Source organism: Bradyrhizobium sp. PMVTL-01 (assembly GCF_051861855.1).
In the GTDB taxonomy this organism is placed as follows: domain Bacteria; phylum Pseudomonadota; class Alphaproteobacteria; order Rhizobiales; family Xanthobacteraceae; genus Bradyrhizobium.
This window is the reverse complement of the sequence record NZ_CP193982.1, coordinates 5079883-5094152: the sequence shown is the minus strand read 5'-3', so window position 1 is coordinate 5094152 and position 14270 is coordinate 5079883. Positions and strand designations below refer to the sequence as shown.

Genomic DNA, 14270 nt, shown 5'->3' with positions numbered 1-14270 from the left:
GTCAGCTCGCCTCCGCCAGCAGCGACAGCTGCCGCGGCTGCGGCTCGGTCTGGGTCTGGTCGGTGAGATGGGTCGGATAGGCCCCGGTGAAGCAGTGGTCCGAGAACTTCGGATTGGCGGGGTCGCGGCCGGGCTCGCCCATGGCGCGGTACATGCCGTCGATCGACAGGAAGGCGAGCGAGTCGGCGCCGATGATCTCGCGCATCTCCTCCAGCGAATGCGTCGCTGCGAGAAGGCCGCCGCGATCGGGCAGGTCGATGCCATAATAATCGGGATAGAGGATCGGCGGCGAGGCGAGGCGGAAATGCACTTCCTTGGCGCCGGCATCGCGCATCATGCGCACGATCTTCTTCGAGGTGGTGCCGCGCACCAGCGAGTCGTCGATCAGGATGATGCGCTTGCCTTCGATCGCGGCGCGGTTGGCCGAGTGCTTCATGCGCACGCCGGACTCGCGGATGGCCTGGGTCGGCTGGATGAAGGTGCGGCCGACATAGTGGTTGCGGATGATGCCGAGCTCGAACGGCACGCCGGAATACTGGCTGTAGCCGACCGCGGCGGGCACGCCGGAATCCGGCACCGGCACCACGACGTCGATCGGTACGTGGCTCTCGCGCGCGAGCTGCGCACCGAAGGCCTTGCGCACTTCGTAGACCGAGCGGCCGTGGACGATGGAATCCGGCCGCGAGAAGTAGATGTATTCGAAGATGCAGGGGCGCGGCGCCATCGGCGGGAACGGCTTGTGGATGTCCTGGCCGTTCTCGTCGAACACGATGACCTCGCCGGGCTCGATGTCGCGCACGAATCGCGCGCCAATGATGTCGAGCGCGCAGGTTTCCGAGGTCAGGATCGGGCAGCCGTCGAGCTCGCCGAGCACCAGCGGGCGGATGCCGCGCGGATCGCGCGCGCCGACCAGCTTCTTGTTGGTCAGCGAGACCAGCGCATAGGCGCCCTCGATCTCGCGCAGCGCGTCGATATAGCGTTCGATGAAGCGGGCGCGCTTGGAGCGCGCGACCAGGTGCAGGATCACCTCGGTGTCGGTGGTCGACTGCATCATCGCGCCGTGCTTCACGAGCTCGCGGCGCAGCGTCAGGCCGTTGGTGAGGTTGCCGTTATGGGCGACCGCGAGGCCGCCGGCATTGAGCTCGGCGAACAGCGGCTGCACGTTGCGCAGGATGGTGGCGCCGGTGGTGGAATAGCGGACATGGCCGACCGCGACACTGCCGGGCAGGCGGTCGATCACCTCGCGGCGGGAGAAGGTGTCGCCGACGAGCCCAAGGCGGCGTTCCGAGTGGAAGCGGCTGCCGTCATAGGAGACGATACCGGCGGCTTCCTGGCCGCGATGCTGGAGGGCGTGGAGGCCGAGCGCGGTGATGGCGGCGGCGTCGGGATGGCCGTAGATGCCGAACACGCCGCATTCCTCGCGCAGCGTATCCCCTTCCAGATCGTCCTGAAGCTCCAGCGCGGACGGGCCCAAACCGGCCTTGGCGTCGAGATCAAGTTGAGCGTCCTGGTCAGGGTGTCGCATCTCGTTCGCGCCTCTCTCTGGGCTCAAGTCAACGTGCCGCGGGTTTCTCGATCAGCTTTTTCAAACTGTCACGAGCCGGTTTACTGTATCCGTCGCCACTGCCCGAAGGCTGCTGCTCGGAATCAGCTTGATCATCATCTGGTTTGTTTTTCTTGAATCTCTTCAAGATGGTGTTCTCGGGGTCGTCAGGCAAGAGGGCCATCAGCCAATCCCCGGTTCCCTGGAGCACCACGCGGGACTTCGCCCCGGTGACCCAGTCCGGGCGCTGCTTGTCCGGGACCAGCCAGGTGAAGAACAGGAAGGCGACTACGACGATCAAAAGCCCGCGAGCCAGGCCAAACAGGAAGCCGAGGGTGCGATCCAGCGCGCCGATGCGCGAATCCAGGATCATGTCGGAGATCCGGACCGTGATCACGGACACCACGACGAGGGTGCCGACGAACACGCCGGCGACCACGACCACGCTCGCCACCGTGTCGTTGTTGAAATAGGTTTTCGCGGTCGGCAGCAGCTTCGAGAACGAGTACAGCGTCACGATCGCCGCCGCGCCCCAGGCCGCGATCGACAGGATTTCGCGCATGAAGCCGCGGACCATCGCGAGCAGGCCCGAGATCAGCATCACACCCAGCAGGATCAGGTCGAGGAGTGTTACTGGCATCGGCTGGTCTGGTCCGCTCGTACTTCAAAGGTGCTCAGCGAATCGGTGTTTGGTCGCCGCCCTAAAAGAGGGGTAGACGGCGGTGCCGGCAAGGCCGCAACCACGCAATCCCATGCTGCTTTTGTGACGGCTGTATAGCGGCGGTGGCCCCCGACGTCACCTCCGGCTACCCCTCTCCACGGCGGAATCTTGCTGGTGTGGCATTTTTCTCTGCCGGTCCGCCGGATTCGCCCCGGCGAGAGCCTTTGGCGGCGATCTCGGCCACCAATGTGGTCAGGCTGTTGACCGCGTTCAGGGACAATCCGGCGTCGCCGCCGGCATCGCCCCGGGCCGATTCGGGCAGCACGGCGCGCTGGAAGCCGAGCTTTGCGGCTTCCTTCAGCCGGGCCGGGGTCTGCGCCACCGGACGCACCACGCCGGACAACGAGATTTCGCCGAAATAGACCGCATCGGTGGCTAATTGCGCGTTGACCAGCGAGGACACCAGTGCCGCCGCGGCGGCGAGGTCGGCCGCCGGCTCGTGGATGCGCAGGCCGCCGGCGACGTTCAGATAGACGTCGTGGCTGGACAGCTTGACCCCGCAATGGGCCTCCAGCACCGCCAGCACCATGGAGAGCCGGCTCGGATCCCAGCCGACCACGGCGCGGCGCGGGGTGCCGAGCGAGGTCGGGGCGACCAGGGCCTGCAATTCGACCAGGACGGGCCGCGTGCCCTCGATGCCCGCGAAGACTGCGGTCCCGGGCGTGCCGAGATCGCGCTCGGAGAGGAACAGCTCGGAGGGGTTGGTGACCTCGCGCAGGCCAAGCCCCGTCATCTCGAACACGCCGATCTCGTCGGTCGGTCCGAAGCGGTTCTTGACGGCGCGCAGGATGCGGAATTGCTGCGAGCCTTCGCCCTCGAACGACAGCACCGCGTCGACCATGTGCTCGACGACACGCGGACCCGCGATCTGGCCGTCCTTGGTGACGTGGCCGACCAGGATGATGGCAGCGCCGGTTTTCTTCGCGAAGCGGATCAGCGCCTGCGCCGAGGCGCGCACTTGCGTGACCGTGCCGGGCGCGGATTCCACTGTGTCGGTCCACATCGTCTGGATCGAGTCGATGACGATCAGCCGGGGCACCGCGCCTTCCGACAGCGTCGAGACAATGTCCTCGACGGAGGTCTCGGCCGCGAGCTGCACCGGCGCATCCGACAGGCCGAGACGCTCGGCGCGCAGGCGCACCTGCGCGACCGCTTCTTCGCCGGAGATGTAGACGATGCGATGGCCTGCGCGCGCGAGCATCGAGGTTGCCTGCGTCAACAGCGTCGATTTGCCGATGCCGGGATCGCCGCCGACCAGCAGCACGGAGCCGCGGACAAAACCGCCGCCGGTGACGCGGTCGAGCTCGGTCATCCCTGAGGACAGGCGCGGTGCATCCGGGCTCTTGCCGGCAAGGCTCTCCAGCGCGAACGTTCGCCCCTTGCGTTTGGATCGGATCGAGACCGGCACGCTGCCGCTGGTGTCTTCTTCGGCGAGCGTGTTCCACTCGCCGCAGGACTCGCACTTGCCCTGCCAGCGGTTATAGGCCGCGCCGCAGTTCTGGCAGACGAAGGAAAGCGTGTTCTTGGCCATTGGGAGATGTTGAGTCGGAGGTGTCGGGGTCTGCTGATAGCACGAAATGGCGGGCCCTGAGCCCGATCATCCCGCGCCCCATATGGCAATCCAACGCGACCGGTATACCCTTTGTTAGCTCTAGGGAGCGGCGCCGCACTGGACTTTGCCAAATGTTAGCGGACCCAGGGCCAGTTTCGGAACCGATACGGGATGGCGCCAAAAATGACGATATGTTTGCGGATACTGCTCGCTGTGGGCATGGCCTGCGGCGTGCTGGCGCCGGCCGGCGGTCCTGAGGCGGCTGCCGCCAAATCCCTCAACATCGTCTTCGTGAGCCCCGGCAAGACCGGCGAGGTCTATTGGGACATGGTTGCGCAGACCATGCGGGCCGCCGGCCGCAAGCTCGATGCGCGCGTCGAGGTGCTGACCAGCGAGCGCAATTACCGCACCATGCAGGAGCTCGGGTTCGGCGTGGTTGCGCGGCCCGACAAGCCCGACTTCCTCATCCTCTCGAACGAGGAATCCGCCGCCGTTCCGATCCTCGAGGCGGCGGAGGCCGCCGGGATCAGGACGCTGCTGCTGTCGAACACGCTGACCGGCGAGGACGCGAAGCGCCTTGGGCCGCCGCGCCAGAAGCTCAGGACCTGGCTCGGCGACATCACGACCGATCTCCAGACGGCGGGCGCGCGGATGGCGAACGCGCTGATCAGCGCGGCGCGCGCCGAGAAACGGCAGAGCCCGGACGGCAAGATCCACATTCTCGGCATCGGCGGCGACGAGGTCACGCCGGCCTCGATCGCGCGCAACGCCGGTCTCGAGCTTGCCGCGGGCGCCGCGCCCGACGTGGTGGTGGACCGGATGCTGTTCGCCAACTGGACGCAGTCCGAGGCCGAGCAGGTCACGGCGAATTACCTGGCTTGGGCGGCACGCAAGGAGATCCGGCCCGCCGGCATCTGGGCCGGGAACGATCCGATGGCGCTCGGCGCGCTCCGCGCCATCACCGCGGCCGGCCTCGTGCCTGGCCGGAACATCGAGGTGGTCGGCCTCAACTGGTCGGAGGAGGCGCTGCGCGAGATCGAGGCCGGCCGCCTGCTGCTGACCGACGGCGGGCACTTCCTGCTCGGCGGCTGGTCGATCGTGCTGCTCCGCGACTATGCCGACGGCTGCGATTTCGCCGACGCTTCGCCCCGCGTCGAGGTCAAGACATCCGCCATCACGCGCGACAATCTCGCCTCCGTCAGCGACCTCATCAAGACGCGCGCCTTCGACCGGATCGATTTCACGCGGTTCAGGGCGAAGGCGGGACATTGCGGCCAATTTTACTTTTCCCTCGAGGCGCTCATCTCGTCCCTGGCGCGTCCGGACGGCGCCGGTGATTGATGCGCGAGGGTGAGGCGATGACCGGTCCTGATCGCAGCGCGCAGGGTGCGCCGCGGCGCTTGCGCTCGGTGGTCCGCGCGATGATCTGGGCCACCGCGCCGGTCCTGCTGCTGGTGCAATTGTTCGCGTCCGCCGGCGTCGAGGCCACCAGCTTCTGGTCGCAGATCCGCCAGCTCGACGCCCGCATTGCCCGTACCGCCGACAGCCGCGCCGAACTGATCGCCGAGCCGCTCTGGAAGATGCGTTACGACCGGGTCACGGGCGTGCTCAACGAGATCATGCAGGACGAGACCATCACGGCGGCCGCCGTCTACGACGACACCGGGGTTGCGATTGCCCGCGTGGTGGCGCGCCCCGCGGACCAGACCGTCGCGGAAGTCTCGCGGCCCATCAAGTACAGCAACGGCAACATCGCCGTGCAGGCGGGTCGCATCGCGATCGCCTATTCCTACGCCACCGTATATGCGGACACGGGCAGCCGGCTGATGCTGCTGCTCATCGTCGGCCTGCTTGCAACGCTCGCCACCGTGGTGGCGATGCGCATCTCGGCCAACATCTTCATCGGCCGGCCGCTTGCCGCGATCATGTCGGCGATCCAGCGCAGCAAGCAGGACGGTCGCGCCTATCCGGCCGAGATCAGATCGGCGAACGAATTCGGCCAGCTCGCGCAGGCCTTCAATGCCATGCAGTACACGACGTCGGGCGCGCTCGACCGGCTCGGCCACATGGCGTCGCACGATCCGCTCACGGGCCTGCCCAACCGACGCTCGCTGACCGAGCGCCTGGCGACCCTGAGCTGCGATGCAGGCTCGCCGGACTCGCTGATCGCCCTCTGCTTCATCGACCTCGACGATTTCAAGGGCATCAACGACACCTTCGGCCATGATGCCGGCGACCGATTCCTGGTCCACATTTCCGAGCGTCTTCGCGAGGCGGTCGAGCCGCAGGACTGGGTCGCGCGGCTCGGCGGCGACGAATTCGTGGTGATCCGCCCCGAGGTCGGCAATGAGGCGACCACGCAGGCCTTCGCGCGCCAGCTGCTGGATGCGATCTCGGCGCCGATCCGGCTGCACGACAAGCAGGTCGTGCCGCGCGCCAGCATCGGCCTTGCCGTCCGCCGCGCCGGCGATCCCGAATTGTCGCACCTCCCGGCGCTTGCCGACATCGCGCTCTACCATGCCAAGAGCAAGGCGCCCGGCACCGTCGCGGTGCTGGACGAAGCGCTGCAGCGCGACTATCGCCGCCGCAGGGATCTCGAGCTTGCCATCCCCGCAGGCTTCGCCGAGGGACAGTTCGAGGTCTGGTACCAAGGCCAGGTCGACCTCGAGAGCGCGGCCGTCGTCGGCCTCGAGGCGCTCATTCGCTGGCGCCACCCTGACCATGGCGTGATCGGTCCCGGCGAATTCCTGCCGCTGATCGAGCGCAGCGGCAACAATGCACGCCTGACCCGCTATGTGCTGACCGACGCCTGCCGCGCGCTGCAGCGTCTTGCCGCCGCCGGCAGGCCGGAGATCAGGATCGCGATCAATCTGCCGCCGTCCGAGCTCGCCGACCATTCGCTGGCCGCCGAGCTGCGCGCGACCTGTGCGCGCTTCGATGTCGCGGCATCGATGCTCGAGCTCGAGATCACCGAGGGCTCGCTGATCAACAACATCGCCAGCGCCTCCGAAACGTTGCATCGGCTGCGGCGGCTGGGGGCCACGATCGCGCTCGACGATTTCGGCACGGGCTACTCTTCGCTCGCGCATCTCAGGCGCTTCCCGCTGGACAAGGTCAAGATCGACAAGGCGTTCATCAGCGAGATCCCCGATAGCGCCGAAGACAAGGCGATCGTCGGCGTCATTGCATCGCTCGCCGGCACGCTGGGCCTTACGCTTGTCGCCGAAGGCATCGAGCGGGCCGAGCAGGCCGAGGCCATGCGCGAGATGGGCGTGGCGCTCGGACAGGGCTATCTCTACCACCGGCCGCAGCCGCTCGCGGCGGTGCTGCAAGGGCTCGAGCGGCGGGCTGTGTCCGACAGTCGTGCCATTGCGGAGAGCCCGTCGATCGCGCCCGAATTCGCCGCCTGAGTGCCGTTCGTTACGGCTGCGTCGCATTCCAGAGCATCGAGAGTCCGGCCGCGATCATGATCGCGTCCATCAAGAGGCGGAACACCTCCGGCTTCAGGTGCAACACGAAGCGCTTTGCGATGAAGGCGCCGGACATCAGCGATGCTCCCGCGATCAGGCCTTTGACGAACACGTCGCCGGTCAGCGCGCCGAAACGTTCGAAGGTCACGGACTTCGCGAAATAGAGGCCGAGCGAGGAGGCCGCTTCGGTCGCGAGGAAGGCGCCCTTGGACAGGCCATAGAACAGGAACAGCGGCACGCTGAGCGGGCCGGTCGAGACCACGATACCGGTAAGATAGCCGATGACCGCGCCGCCGATCGCGAGATGCCAGAGATTGGCCTTGAGGTCGTGCCGCGCCAGCCAGTGCCGCACCGGCACCATCCCAATCAGGAAGACGCCGATGGCGAGATCGACGGCGTGCGAGGGCAGGGCCAGCAGCGTCCGCGCGCCGAGCGCGGCGGCCGGAATGCCCGTGATCGAATAGGCCGCGCAGGCTCGCCAGTCGACCTCGCGCCACCAGGCCAGGATCCGCGAAAAATTCGCCATCACCGAGGCCACCGCCATGATCGGCACGGCCTCCTTCGGCCCGTAGGCATAGACCAGCACCGGCATCAGCATGATCGACGACCCGGTGCCGACGATGCCGGAAATGGTGCCGGCGATGAGGCCGACGGTGAGGACGAAGAGAAAGGCCAAGGGCAGCGGCTCCGGGAATCGGAGGAATGTAGCCCGGACAGTGTTGGAGGTGAATGCAACTGCCGCATGGTTGGTATCGTCCCGGGCTGGGTCGAGACGGCATTGCGGAGATGTCGTGCGACGCTGCGTCTACTCGTCATTGCGAGCGTAGCGAAGCAAATCCAGGCTGTTACCGCGGGGAATTCTGGATTGCTTCGCTACGCTCGGAATGATGGAACGTGGGCATCAGACTAGCGCAGCCTCAGGCGAGAGATGAGATCGCCCCCCGCATCGGCATGCCGGCCTGCGCGCCGGGCTTGAGGCACTTTTGCCGCCGCTTCGCATCCGACCTGGACGGCGGTTTGCAGCGGAACCTTCTCACGGCCGCGCGGCGGCAACGGCCAGGTTGGCGCCCTTGCCGCCGAAATGCGTCTGGTAGGACGGGGCGAGCACCGTCCGGCCGGGGCCGGGAATGACCGGCACCTGCGCGGCCAGATCGATGTTGAGCGATCCGAACACCAGGATCATGGCGGGATGTCAGCCTTGCTCGTCCATGACGCGCAGCTTCTCGACGCGGCGACGAAAATCCTCGTCGGTGGAGAATTCGGCGGAGAGGTAGGACGAGACGAGGTCCACGGCGAGCCAGGCGCCGACGATCTGCGCGCCGATGCACATGACGTTCACATCGTCATGCTCGACGCTCTGGTGCGCCGAATGCACGTCGTGGCAGACCGCGGCGCGAATGCCCTTCATCTTGTTGGCGGCGATGGAAGCGCCGACTCCGGTACCGCAGACCATGATGCCGCGTGCGGCTTCGCCCGAGGTCACCTTCTGCGCCACGGCGCGGGCGATGTCGGGGAAGTCCACCGGCTTGTCGTCATGGGAGCCGACGTCGATGATGTCGTGGCCGAGCTTGCGGATGTGGTCGATGACGGTCTGCTTGAGCGGCCAGCCGGCGTGGTCGGATCCGATGACGAGACGCATGTGATGTCCTTCTTGATTTGGCATTGGCCGTGACAGCCGCAAAGCGGCTGTCACGGATCTCTCTGGTTCAGCTACGCATGTCCGCCGGCAGATCGACGCCGTGGAATTTCTTGTAGATCGCGTTGAGCTTGCCGTTCTTGACGTTCTCGGTGATCCAGGCGTTGAGCTTGTCCATCAGGCGCTGCTCGCCCTTCTTCAGGCCGATGGCGAGGTCGAAGGTCGCCAGCGGAATCCGGGACTCGAACACGCGCGAGGGATTCTTCACCCCGATCTGGTTGATGATCGTCGCGGACGAGCCGACGCAATCGACCTGGCCGGACACGGCCGCCGTCACCATGGTGGCGTCGTCATCGTAGCGGGCGATCTTGAGATCCTTGTCCTTCATGTTGGACAGGGTGGTGTCCTGCGTGGTGCCGCGCGAGACGCCGATCGACTTGTCCTTCAGGTCGGGCCAGTCCTTGACGGTCGAGGATTTCAGGCAGCCGACGTCGGATTGCAGCGTCGCATAGCGCTTGGTGAAGTCGATGACCTTGGCCCGTTCGGGCGTCACCGACAGGGTCGAGATGATGATGTCGGCCTTGCCGGTGAGGACGTTGGGGATGCGGGTCGCACCGGTGGTCTGGATGAACTCGAGTTCGAGCCCCCAGTCCTTGGCGAGCAGCTGCGCAACTTCGACGTCCGAGCCGGTCGGCTTCATGCTCGAGTCCATCATGCCCGAGGGCGGGATGGCGAGGTCGGTCGAGATCCGGATCTTCTTGGCCTGGGTGATGTCGTCGAGCAGATCGGCCGACGCGGGCGTTGCGGCCATCCCGATGAGGCCGCACAGCGCGGCGGTGGCGCCCAGCAATGTCTTTTTGGTCATCTTGGTTTTCCTCTCCCTGTTATGATTTTAGATTTCCCGTCCCCACGAATTGCGTGAGTTCGGGTGTGGTCGGCGACGTCAGGATCGAGGCGGGTCCGGTCTCGTGGACCTTGCCGCGATGCATGAACACGATCCGGTCGGCGATGCCTTTGGCAAAGCCCATCTCGTGGGTGACCATCACCATGGTCATGCCGTCCGCCGCGAGTTGCTCGATCACCTTCAGCACTTCGGCGGTGAGTTCGGGATCGAGCGCGGAGGTGACCTCGTCGAACAGCATGACCTTCGGCTGCATCGCCAGCGAGCGGGCGATCGCCGCACGCTGCTGCTGGCCGCCGGAGAGCTGCTCGGGATAGGCGTGCAGCTTCTCCTCGAGCCCGACCTGCGCCAGCACCTTTCGCGCGAGATCCTTGGCCTGGCCTGTCGCCATGCCCTTCACCGCGCAAGGCGCGAGCGTGATGTTCTGCTCGATCGTGAGGTGCGGAAACAAATTGTAGCTCTGGAACACGATGCCGACGTCCTGGCGCAGCGCGCGCAAATCGACGTCGGGACGATCGACGCGGTGGCCGCAGACGATGATCTCGCCGCCGTCGACCTTCTCGAAGCGGTCGATGCAGCGCAGCGCCGTGCTTTTGCCGGAGCCGGAGCGGCCGATCAGCGCCAGCACTTCGCCGCGCTCGACCGCAAAGGAGACGCCGTCGAGCACCCGGAGAGGGCCGAAGCTCTTCTGCACGTTGCGGAGCGATACGATCGGTTCGGGGGAGGAGTTCTGCTGCATGTCAGGCCGGTGCGAGGTTGGACCTGCCGTGCCCCATCCGCCGCTCCAGCCTCTGGCTGAACAGCGACAAGGGATAGCACATGGCGAAATAGGTGACGGCGATGATGGCGTAGATGGCGAACGGCTCGAACAGCGAGTTGTTGACGATCTGGCCCGAGCGCATCAGTTCGACGAAGCCGACCACCGAGGCGAGCGAGGTGTTCTTGATGATCTGCACCATGAAGCCGACGGTCGGCGGCGTCGCGATGCGGATCGCCTGCGGCAGGATCACCCTGATCATGCGCTGGGTCCGGCTCAGTGCGAGGCCTTCGGCGGCCTCCCATTGCGGCTTCGGCACGGACTCGATGCAGCCGCGCCAGATCTCGCCGAGATAGGCCGCAACGTAGAGCGTCAGCGAGGCGCTTGCCGCCGCGAGCGGCGAGACCTTGAGGCCGATCGCGGCGAGGCCGAAATAGCCGAGGAACAGGATGACGAGCAGTGGCGTGCCCTGAACGAGCTGGACATAGGCTGCGCTGGCGAGCCGCACCGATTTCAGCGGCGAAATGCGCGCCAGCGCGATGACGAATCCGACGATGCCGCCGCCGATCAGCGCGATCACCGACAGGCCAATGGTCCAGAGGGCGCCCTGGCCGAGGAACATCAGATGATTGATGTTGAGATGTCCGCCCATGCCCATCTCACAGTGGCGTGCCGAGCTTGCGCCGGCGTGGGAACAGCACGAGGCCGAGGCCCCAGAAGCCCGCGCGCATCGCCAGCGACAGGATGACGTAGAGCACGGCGACGATGATGTAGGTCTCGAACGCGCGATAGGTGTCCGACTGGATGTAGTTGGCAACCGCCGTGAGTTCCTCGGCCGAGATCTGCGAGCAGACCGAGGAGGCCAGCATCAGCAGCACGAACTGGCTGGTCAGCGCCGGATAGACCTTCTCGACCGCCGGCAGCAGGATGATGTGCCAGTAGATCTGCAGGCGCGACAGGGCCAGCCCTTCGGCCGCCTCGATCTGCCCGCGCGGGATCGCCTCGAAGCCGGCGCGCATGATCTCGGCGGTGTAGGCGCCGACATTGATCGTCAGCGCGACCACGGCCACTGCGAAGGCGGAGAACTTCAGCCCGAGGCTGGCGAGGCCGAAATAGACCAGGAAGATCTGCACCAGCAGCGGCGTGTTGCGGATGGTCTCCACATAGGCCTTGCAGACGCCCGCGATCAGCGCGTTGTGCGTGCCGCGCCCGACCGCCGCGAGCGTGCCGAGCAGGGCGCCCAGCACCGTCGCGAGGGCGGCCAGCTCCAGCGTCAGGACAGCGCCGGCGAGAAAGCTCGGCCAACGCTCCAGCACTGCGGGAAAGTCGAGTTGCAGGCTCATCGCCGTCGCTTCAGCCGGTGGTCTGGTTGGTCATGCGGTCATAGACGCGGAACAGGGCCTGGTTGCCGTTGCTGCCTTCGCCATGGGCGCGCGCATCGACATATTGGCTGGTGACCAGCGCGGTGCCGGGCAGGGGCACATTCAGGGCCTGCGCGTGCTCCTGCACCAGGCGAAGGTCCTTGAGCTGCAGATCGATCCGGAAGCCGGCGGATACGTCGCCCGCGATCATCGCCGGGCCGAGCTTGTCGAGCATCCAGGAGGCGGCGGAGCCGCCGAGCAGCACCCGGCGCAGCAGATTGAGGTCGAGGCCCGAAGCGCGGCCGAGCGCCAGCGCCTCGCAGATCGCCTGGATGTTGATGCCGCAGATCAGCTGGTTGCAGAGTTTTACGGTCTGGCCGGCGCCGGACGCGCCGACATGGGTGATGGTGGTGCCCATCGCGCGGAAGAACGGCTCGGCCTGCGCGAAGGCAGCAGCATCGCCGCCGGCCATGATCGAGAGCGCGGCGTTCTTGGCACCGACGGGCCCACCCGAGACCGGTGCATCGATGAAGCTGACCCCAATCTTCTGCAGGTCGGCATGGATGCGGCGGACCGCCACCGGCGAGATCGTGCTCATGTCCACGATCAGCTTGCCCGATGGCGGCGACTTCAGGAGGCCGTGCTCCCCGTAGACGGTCGCCTCGACATGGGGCGTGTCGGGCAGCATGGTGATGACGATATCGGCGCCTTCGGCGGCATCGGCAGGGCTGTTGGCGCGGATCGCGCCTTCCTTGACGCCATCGGTCAGGGCGGCCTCGTCGAGATCGAAGACGCGGACCGCGTGGCCTGCCACCAGCAGGTTGCGTACCATCTCGCGGCCCATCGTGCCGATGCCGATGAAGCCGATCTTGCCCTTGTCGTTCCGTCCCATGTTATCGATCCGTTTCTTGTTCGTTTCTCGGTCCGTCAGCGATCAGGCGCTGGCCTTGTCGATGTCGCCGACGATGGCGCGCCTGCGATATTCGTCGCCGATGGCAAAATGCTTGCGCAGCGTCGCATCCGCGCGCTCCGGATCGCGGGCGATGACGGCTTCGAAGATGCGGCGGTGGTCGTCGATCAGATAGGTCTTCATCGACGGGAAAGCCTGCACCAGCTCGCGGCGGCTGCGATGCGAATGCGTCAGCAGGCCCGCCATCGAAGAGTGCAGTACCGTCAGCGTCTCCGAATGCGAGGCGACGACGATGGCACGGTGGAATTCGAAGTCGGCCATGCCGCCGGCATCGGCCTGGTCGATCGTCTCTGCGATCTTGGCGAGGGCGCGCTGCAGGCGTTCGAAATCAGCAATGTTGGCGCGCTCGCAGGCGAGCCGGATGGCCTGACATTCGATCGCGACGCGCGCCTGCATGACGTCGTCGAGCATGTCGGCCTGCTGGGCCAGCGCGAAGGTGAAGAAGTCGTTCAGCACCGAGACGTCCGGCCGGGTCACCACGGTGCCGATGCGGTCGCGGATCTCGACGATCCCGAGCACGGTGAGTGCGCGCAGCGCCTCGCGGACGATCGGGCGGCTGACGCCGAGCAGGCTCGCAAGCTCGCGCTCGGAGATCAGGCGGTCGCCGGGCTTGAGCGAGCCTGCGAGCAGGCGCTCGCGCAGGAAGGCGAACACCTTCCCGAACCCTTTTTCTCCTTCAGCGGTCCGCTTGAGTTCCACGTCCATCGCATTTGGTCTGATCTTGGTCAGACCAGTATGCTAACCAAGCGGCTGAGGTCAAGAGGGCAGGGTTGCGTGGTGGGCTGCGAGGCGGCTTCAAAGCGCGGCTAAGGGCTTGAAGCGGCGTGCGCTGGCTACTGTGCATGGGGTTGTTTTTTTCACTTTGCTGTTGCGGCCCCGAAGCCACCAATCCCTGCAGGCCGAAGTGCGGGCCGTGCCTTGCTGCTGACAGCATGTTGGCAGCAGCGCCCGGCTACGACCGTCTCCTGACAAACGGGAGAGCGGGTCATGCCGATCGAGGCAAGCTGTCATTGCGGTGAGACGGTGTTCGAGGTGACGGAGGCGCCCTCGAGCGTCACGCGCTGCACCTGCTCGCTCTGCGCCAAGCGCGGCGCGCTGTGGGCCTATTACACGCCGGCGCAGTTTCGCCTGCTGTCGCCGGCGCACAATGTCGCGACCTATCTCTGGGGCAGCCGCACGGTCAGACATCATTTCTGCGCCAATTGCGGCTGCGGCACCTATTCGGAATCGCCGGACTGGTCGAGCGGCAAGCCCGATTTCGACAATCCCAAGGTCGCGGTGAACGCGCGCCTGTTCGACGATTTCGATCTCGATGCGGTGCCGGTGAACATGATCGACGGCAGGAATCTGTGGTGAGCG

At 66.2% G+C, this 14270-nt stretch carries 14 protein-coding genes and 1 pseudogene; 3 read left to right on the top strand and 12 right to left on the bottom strand.

Going from position 1 to position 14270, the window contains the following annotated elements; all coding sequences use genetic code 11:
- Nucleotide 1: 1 nt before the first annotated feature.
- The 3 genes from purF to radA form a co-directional block, all read right to left on the bottom strand.
- The gene (purF, locus tag ACRQ5Q_RS24925) at nucleotides 2-1525 is read right to left on the bottom strand and encodes an amidophosphoribosyltransferase (RefSeq protein WP_439375068.1); all 1524 of its coding nucleotides are present in this window, start codon (nucleotides 1523-1525) and stop codon (nucleotides 2-4) included.
- Nucleotides 1526-1553: 28 nt separating this feature from the next.
- A complete protein-coding gene (locus tag ACRQ5Q_RS24920; protein ID WP_011086837.1) occupies nucleotides 1554-2183 on the bottom strand; it encodes a CvpA family protein in 630 nt (209 codons plus the stop codon).
- A 166-nt stretch (nucleotides 2184-2349) separates the two neighbouring features.
- A complete protein-coding gene (gene radA / locus ACRQ5Q_RS24915; RefSeq protein ID WP_439375069.1) occupies nucleotides 2350-3795 on the bottom strand; it encodes a DNA repair protein RadA in 1446 nt (481 codons plus the stop codon).
- Nucleotides 3796-3999: 204 nt separating this feature from the next.
- Here radA and ACRQ5Q_RS24910 point away from each other — a divergent pair, with 204 nt between their 5' ends.
- Together ACRQ5Q_RS24910 and ACRQ5Q_RS24905 are read left to right on the top strand one after the other, a co-directional pair.
- A complete protein-coding gene (locus ACRQ5Q_RS24910) occupies nucleotides 4000-5157 on the top strand; it encodes an ABC transporter substrate-binding protein (RefSeq protein ID WP_439392626.1) in 1158 nt (385 codons plus the stop codon).
- A complete protein-coding gene (locus ACRQ5Q_RS24905) occupies nucleotides 5157-7226 on the top strand; it encodes a putative bifunctional diguanylate cyclase/phosphodiesterase (RefSeq protein WP_439399863.1) in 2070 nt (689 codons plus the stop codon). The genes ACRQ5Q_RS24910 and ACRQ5Q_RS24905 overlap by 1 nt, the downstream gene beginning before the upstream one ends.
- Nucleotides 7227-7236: 10 nt before the next feature.
- On the opposite strand, the gene ACRQ5Q_RS24900 is transcribed toward ACRQ5Q_RS24905, so the two are convergent.
- The 9 genes and pseudogenes from ACRQ5Q_RS24900 to ACRQ5Q_RS24860 all read right to left on the bottom strand — a co-directional run bounded on the left by ACRQ5Q_RS24900 (nucleotide 7237) and on the right by ACRQ5Q_RS24860 (nucleotide 13616).
- The gene (locus ACRQ5Q_RS24900; protein WP_439375071.1) at nucleotides 7237-7962 is read right to left on the bottom strand and encodes a sulfite exporter TauE/SafE family protein; all 726 of its coding nucleotides are present in this window, start codon (nucleotides 7960-7962) and stop codon (nucleotides 7237-7239) included.
- Nucleotides 7963-8325: 363 nt separating this feature from the next.
- Nucleotides 8326-8469 (bottom strand): annotated as a pseudogene (locus ACRQ5Q_RS24895) (PfkB family carbohydrate kinase); the annotation flags it as partial.
- 9 nt (nucleotides 8470-8478) lie between these two features.
- Nucleotides 8479-8925, bottom strand: coding sequence for a ribose 5-phosphate isomerase B (rpiB, locus tag ACRQ5Q_RS24890; RefSeq protein WP_212027644.1), 447 nt, complete (start codon nucleotides 8923-8925; stop codon nucleotides 8479-8481).
- A gap of 67 nt (nucleotides 8926-8992) precedes the next feature.
- On the bottom strand, nucleotides 8993-9787 hold the full coding sequence (locus tag ACRQ5Q_RS24885; protein ID WP_439392625.1) for a transporter substrate-binding domain-containing protein: 795 nt from the start codon (nucleotides 9785-9787) through the stop codon (nucleotides 8993-8995).
- Between the two features lie 19 nt (nucleotides 9788-9806).
- Entirely contained in the window at nucleotides 9807-10562 is a 756-nt protein-coding gene (locus ACRQ5Q_RS24880) for an amino acid ABC transporter ATP-binding protein (RefSeq protein WP_439375073.1), read from the bottom strand.
- Nucleotide 10563: 1 nt separating this feature from the next.
- Nucleotides 10564-11232 carry an amino acid ABC transporter permease gene (locus tag ACRQ5Q_RS24875; protein ID WP_439375074.1) on the bottom strand — a complete coding sequence of 223 codons (669 nt, stop codon included), beginning with the start codon at nucleotides 11230-11232 and terminating at the stop codon, nucleotides 10564-10566.
- Nucleotides 11233-11239: 7 nt separating this feature from the next.
- Nucleotides 11240-11923, bottom strand: a complete 684-nt coding sequence (locus ACRQ5Q_RS24870) for an amino acid ABC transporter permease (RefSeq protein WP_439392624.1) — start codon at nucleotides 11921-11923, stop codon at nucleotides 11240-11242.
- Between the two features lie 10 nt (nucleotides 11924-11933).
- A complete protein-coding gene (locus tag ACRQ5Q_RS24865) occupies nucleotides 11934-12833 on the bottom strand; it encodes an NAD(P)-dependent oxidoreductase (RefSeq protein ID WP_439375076.1) in 900 nt (299 codons plus the stop codon).
- 42 nt (nucleotides 12834-12875) lie between these two features.
- Nucleotides 12876-13616, bottom strand: a complete 741-nt coding sequence (locus ACRQ5Q_RS24860; protein ID WP_439392623.1) for a FadR/GntR family transcriptional regulator — start codon at nucleotides 13614-13616, stop codon at nucleotides 12876-12878.
- 282 nt (nucleotides 13617-13898) lie between these two features.
- Between ACRQ5Q_RS24860 and ACRQ5Q_RS24855 the strand changes: the two genes are divergently transcribed.
- A complete protein-coding gene (locus ACRQ5Q_RS24855) occupies nucleotides 13899-14267 on the top strand; it encodes a GFA family protein (RefSeq protein ID WP_439375078.1) in 369 nt (122 codons plus the stop codon).
- Nucleotides 14268-14270 lie beyond the last annotated feature (3 nt).

Excerpts from the sequence above, each read along its gene's own strand:
- purF (WP_439375068.1), bottom strand. The coding sequence starts at position 1,525 with ATGCGACACCCTGACCAGGACGCTCAACTTGATCTCGACGCCAAGGCC.
- ACRQ5Q_RS24920 (WP_011086837.1), bottom strand. The coding sequence starts at position 2,183 with ATGCCAGTAACACTCCTCGACCTGATCCTGCTGGGTGTGATGCTGATC.
- radA (WP_439375069.1), bottom strand. The coding sequence starts at position 3,795 with ATGGCCAAGAACACGCTTTCCTTCGTCTGCCAGAACTGCGGCGCGGCC.
- ACRQ5Q_RS24910 (WP_439392626.1), top strand. The coding sequence starts at position 4,000 with ATGACGATATGTTTGCGGATACTGCTCGCTGTGGGCATGGCCTGCGGC.
- ACRQ5Q_RS24905 (WP_439399863.1), top strand. The coding sequence starts at position 5,157 with ATGCGCGAGGGTGAGGCGATGACCGGTCCTGATCGCAGCGCGCAGGGT.
- rpiB (WP_212027644.1), bottom strand. The coding sequence starts at position 8,925 with ATGCGTCTCGTCATCGGATCCGACCACGCCGGCTGGCCGCTCAAGCAG.
- ACRQ5Q_RS24885 (WP_439392625.1), bottom strand. The coding sequence starts at position 9,787 with ATGACCAAAAAGACATTGCTGGGCGCCACCGCCGCGCTGTGCGGCCTC.
- ACRQ5Q_RS24880 (WP_439375073.1), bottom strand. The coding sequence starts at position 10,562 with ATGCAGCAGAACTCCTCCCCCGAACCGATCGTATCGCTCCGCAACGTG.
- ACRQ5Q_RS24875 (WP_439375074.1), bottom strand. The coding sequence starts at position 11,232 with ATGGGCGGACATCTCAACATCAATCATCTGATGTTCCTCGGCCAGGGC.
- ACRQ5Q_RS24870 (WP_439392624.1), bottom strand. The coding sequence starts at position 11,923 with ATGAGCCTGCAACTCGACTTTCCCGCAGTGCTGGAGCGTTGGCCGAGC.
- ACRQ5Q_RS24865 (WP_439375076.1), bottom strand. The coding sequence starts at position 12,833 with ATGGGACGGAACGACAAGGGCAAGATCGGCTTCATCGGCATCGGCACG.
- ACRQ5Q_RS24860 (WP_439392623.1), bottom strand. The coding sequence starts at position 13,616 with ATGGACGTGGAACTCAAGCGGACCGCTGAAGGAGAAAAAGGGTTCGGG.
- ACRQ5Q_RS24855 (WP_439375078.1), top strand. The coding sequence starts at position 13,899 with ATGCCGATCGAGGCAAGCTGTCATTGCGGTGAGACGGTGTTCGAGGTG.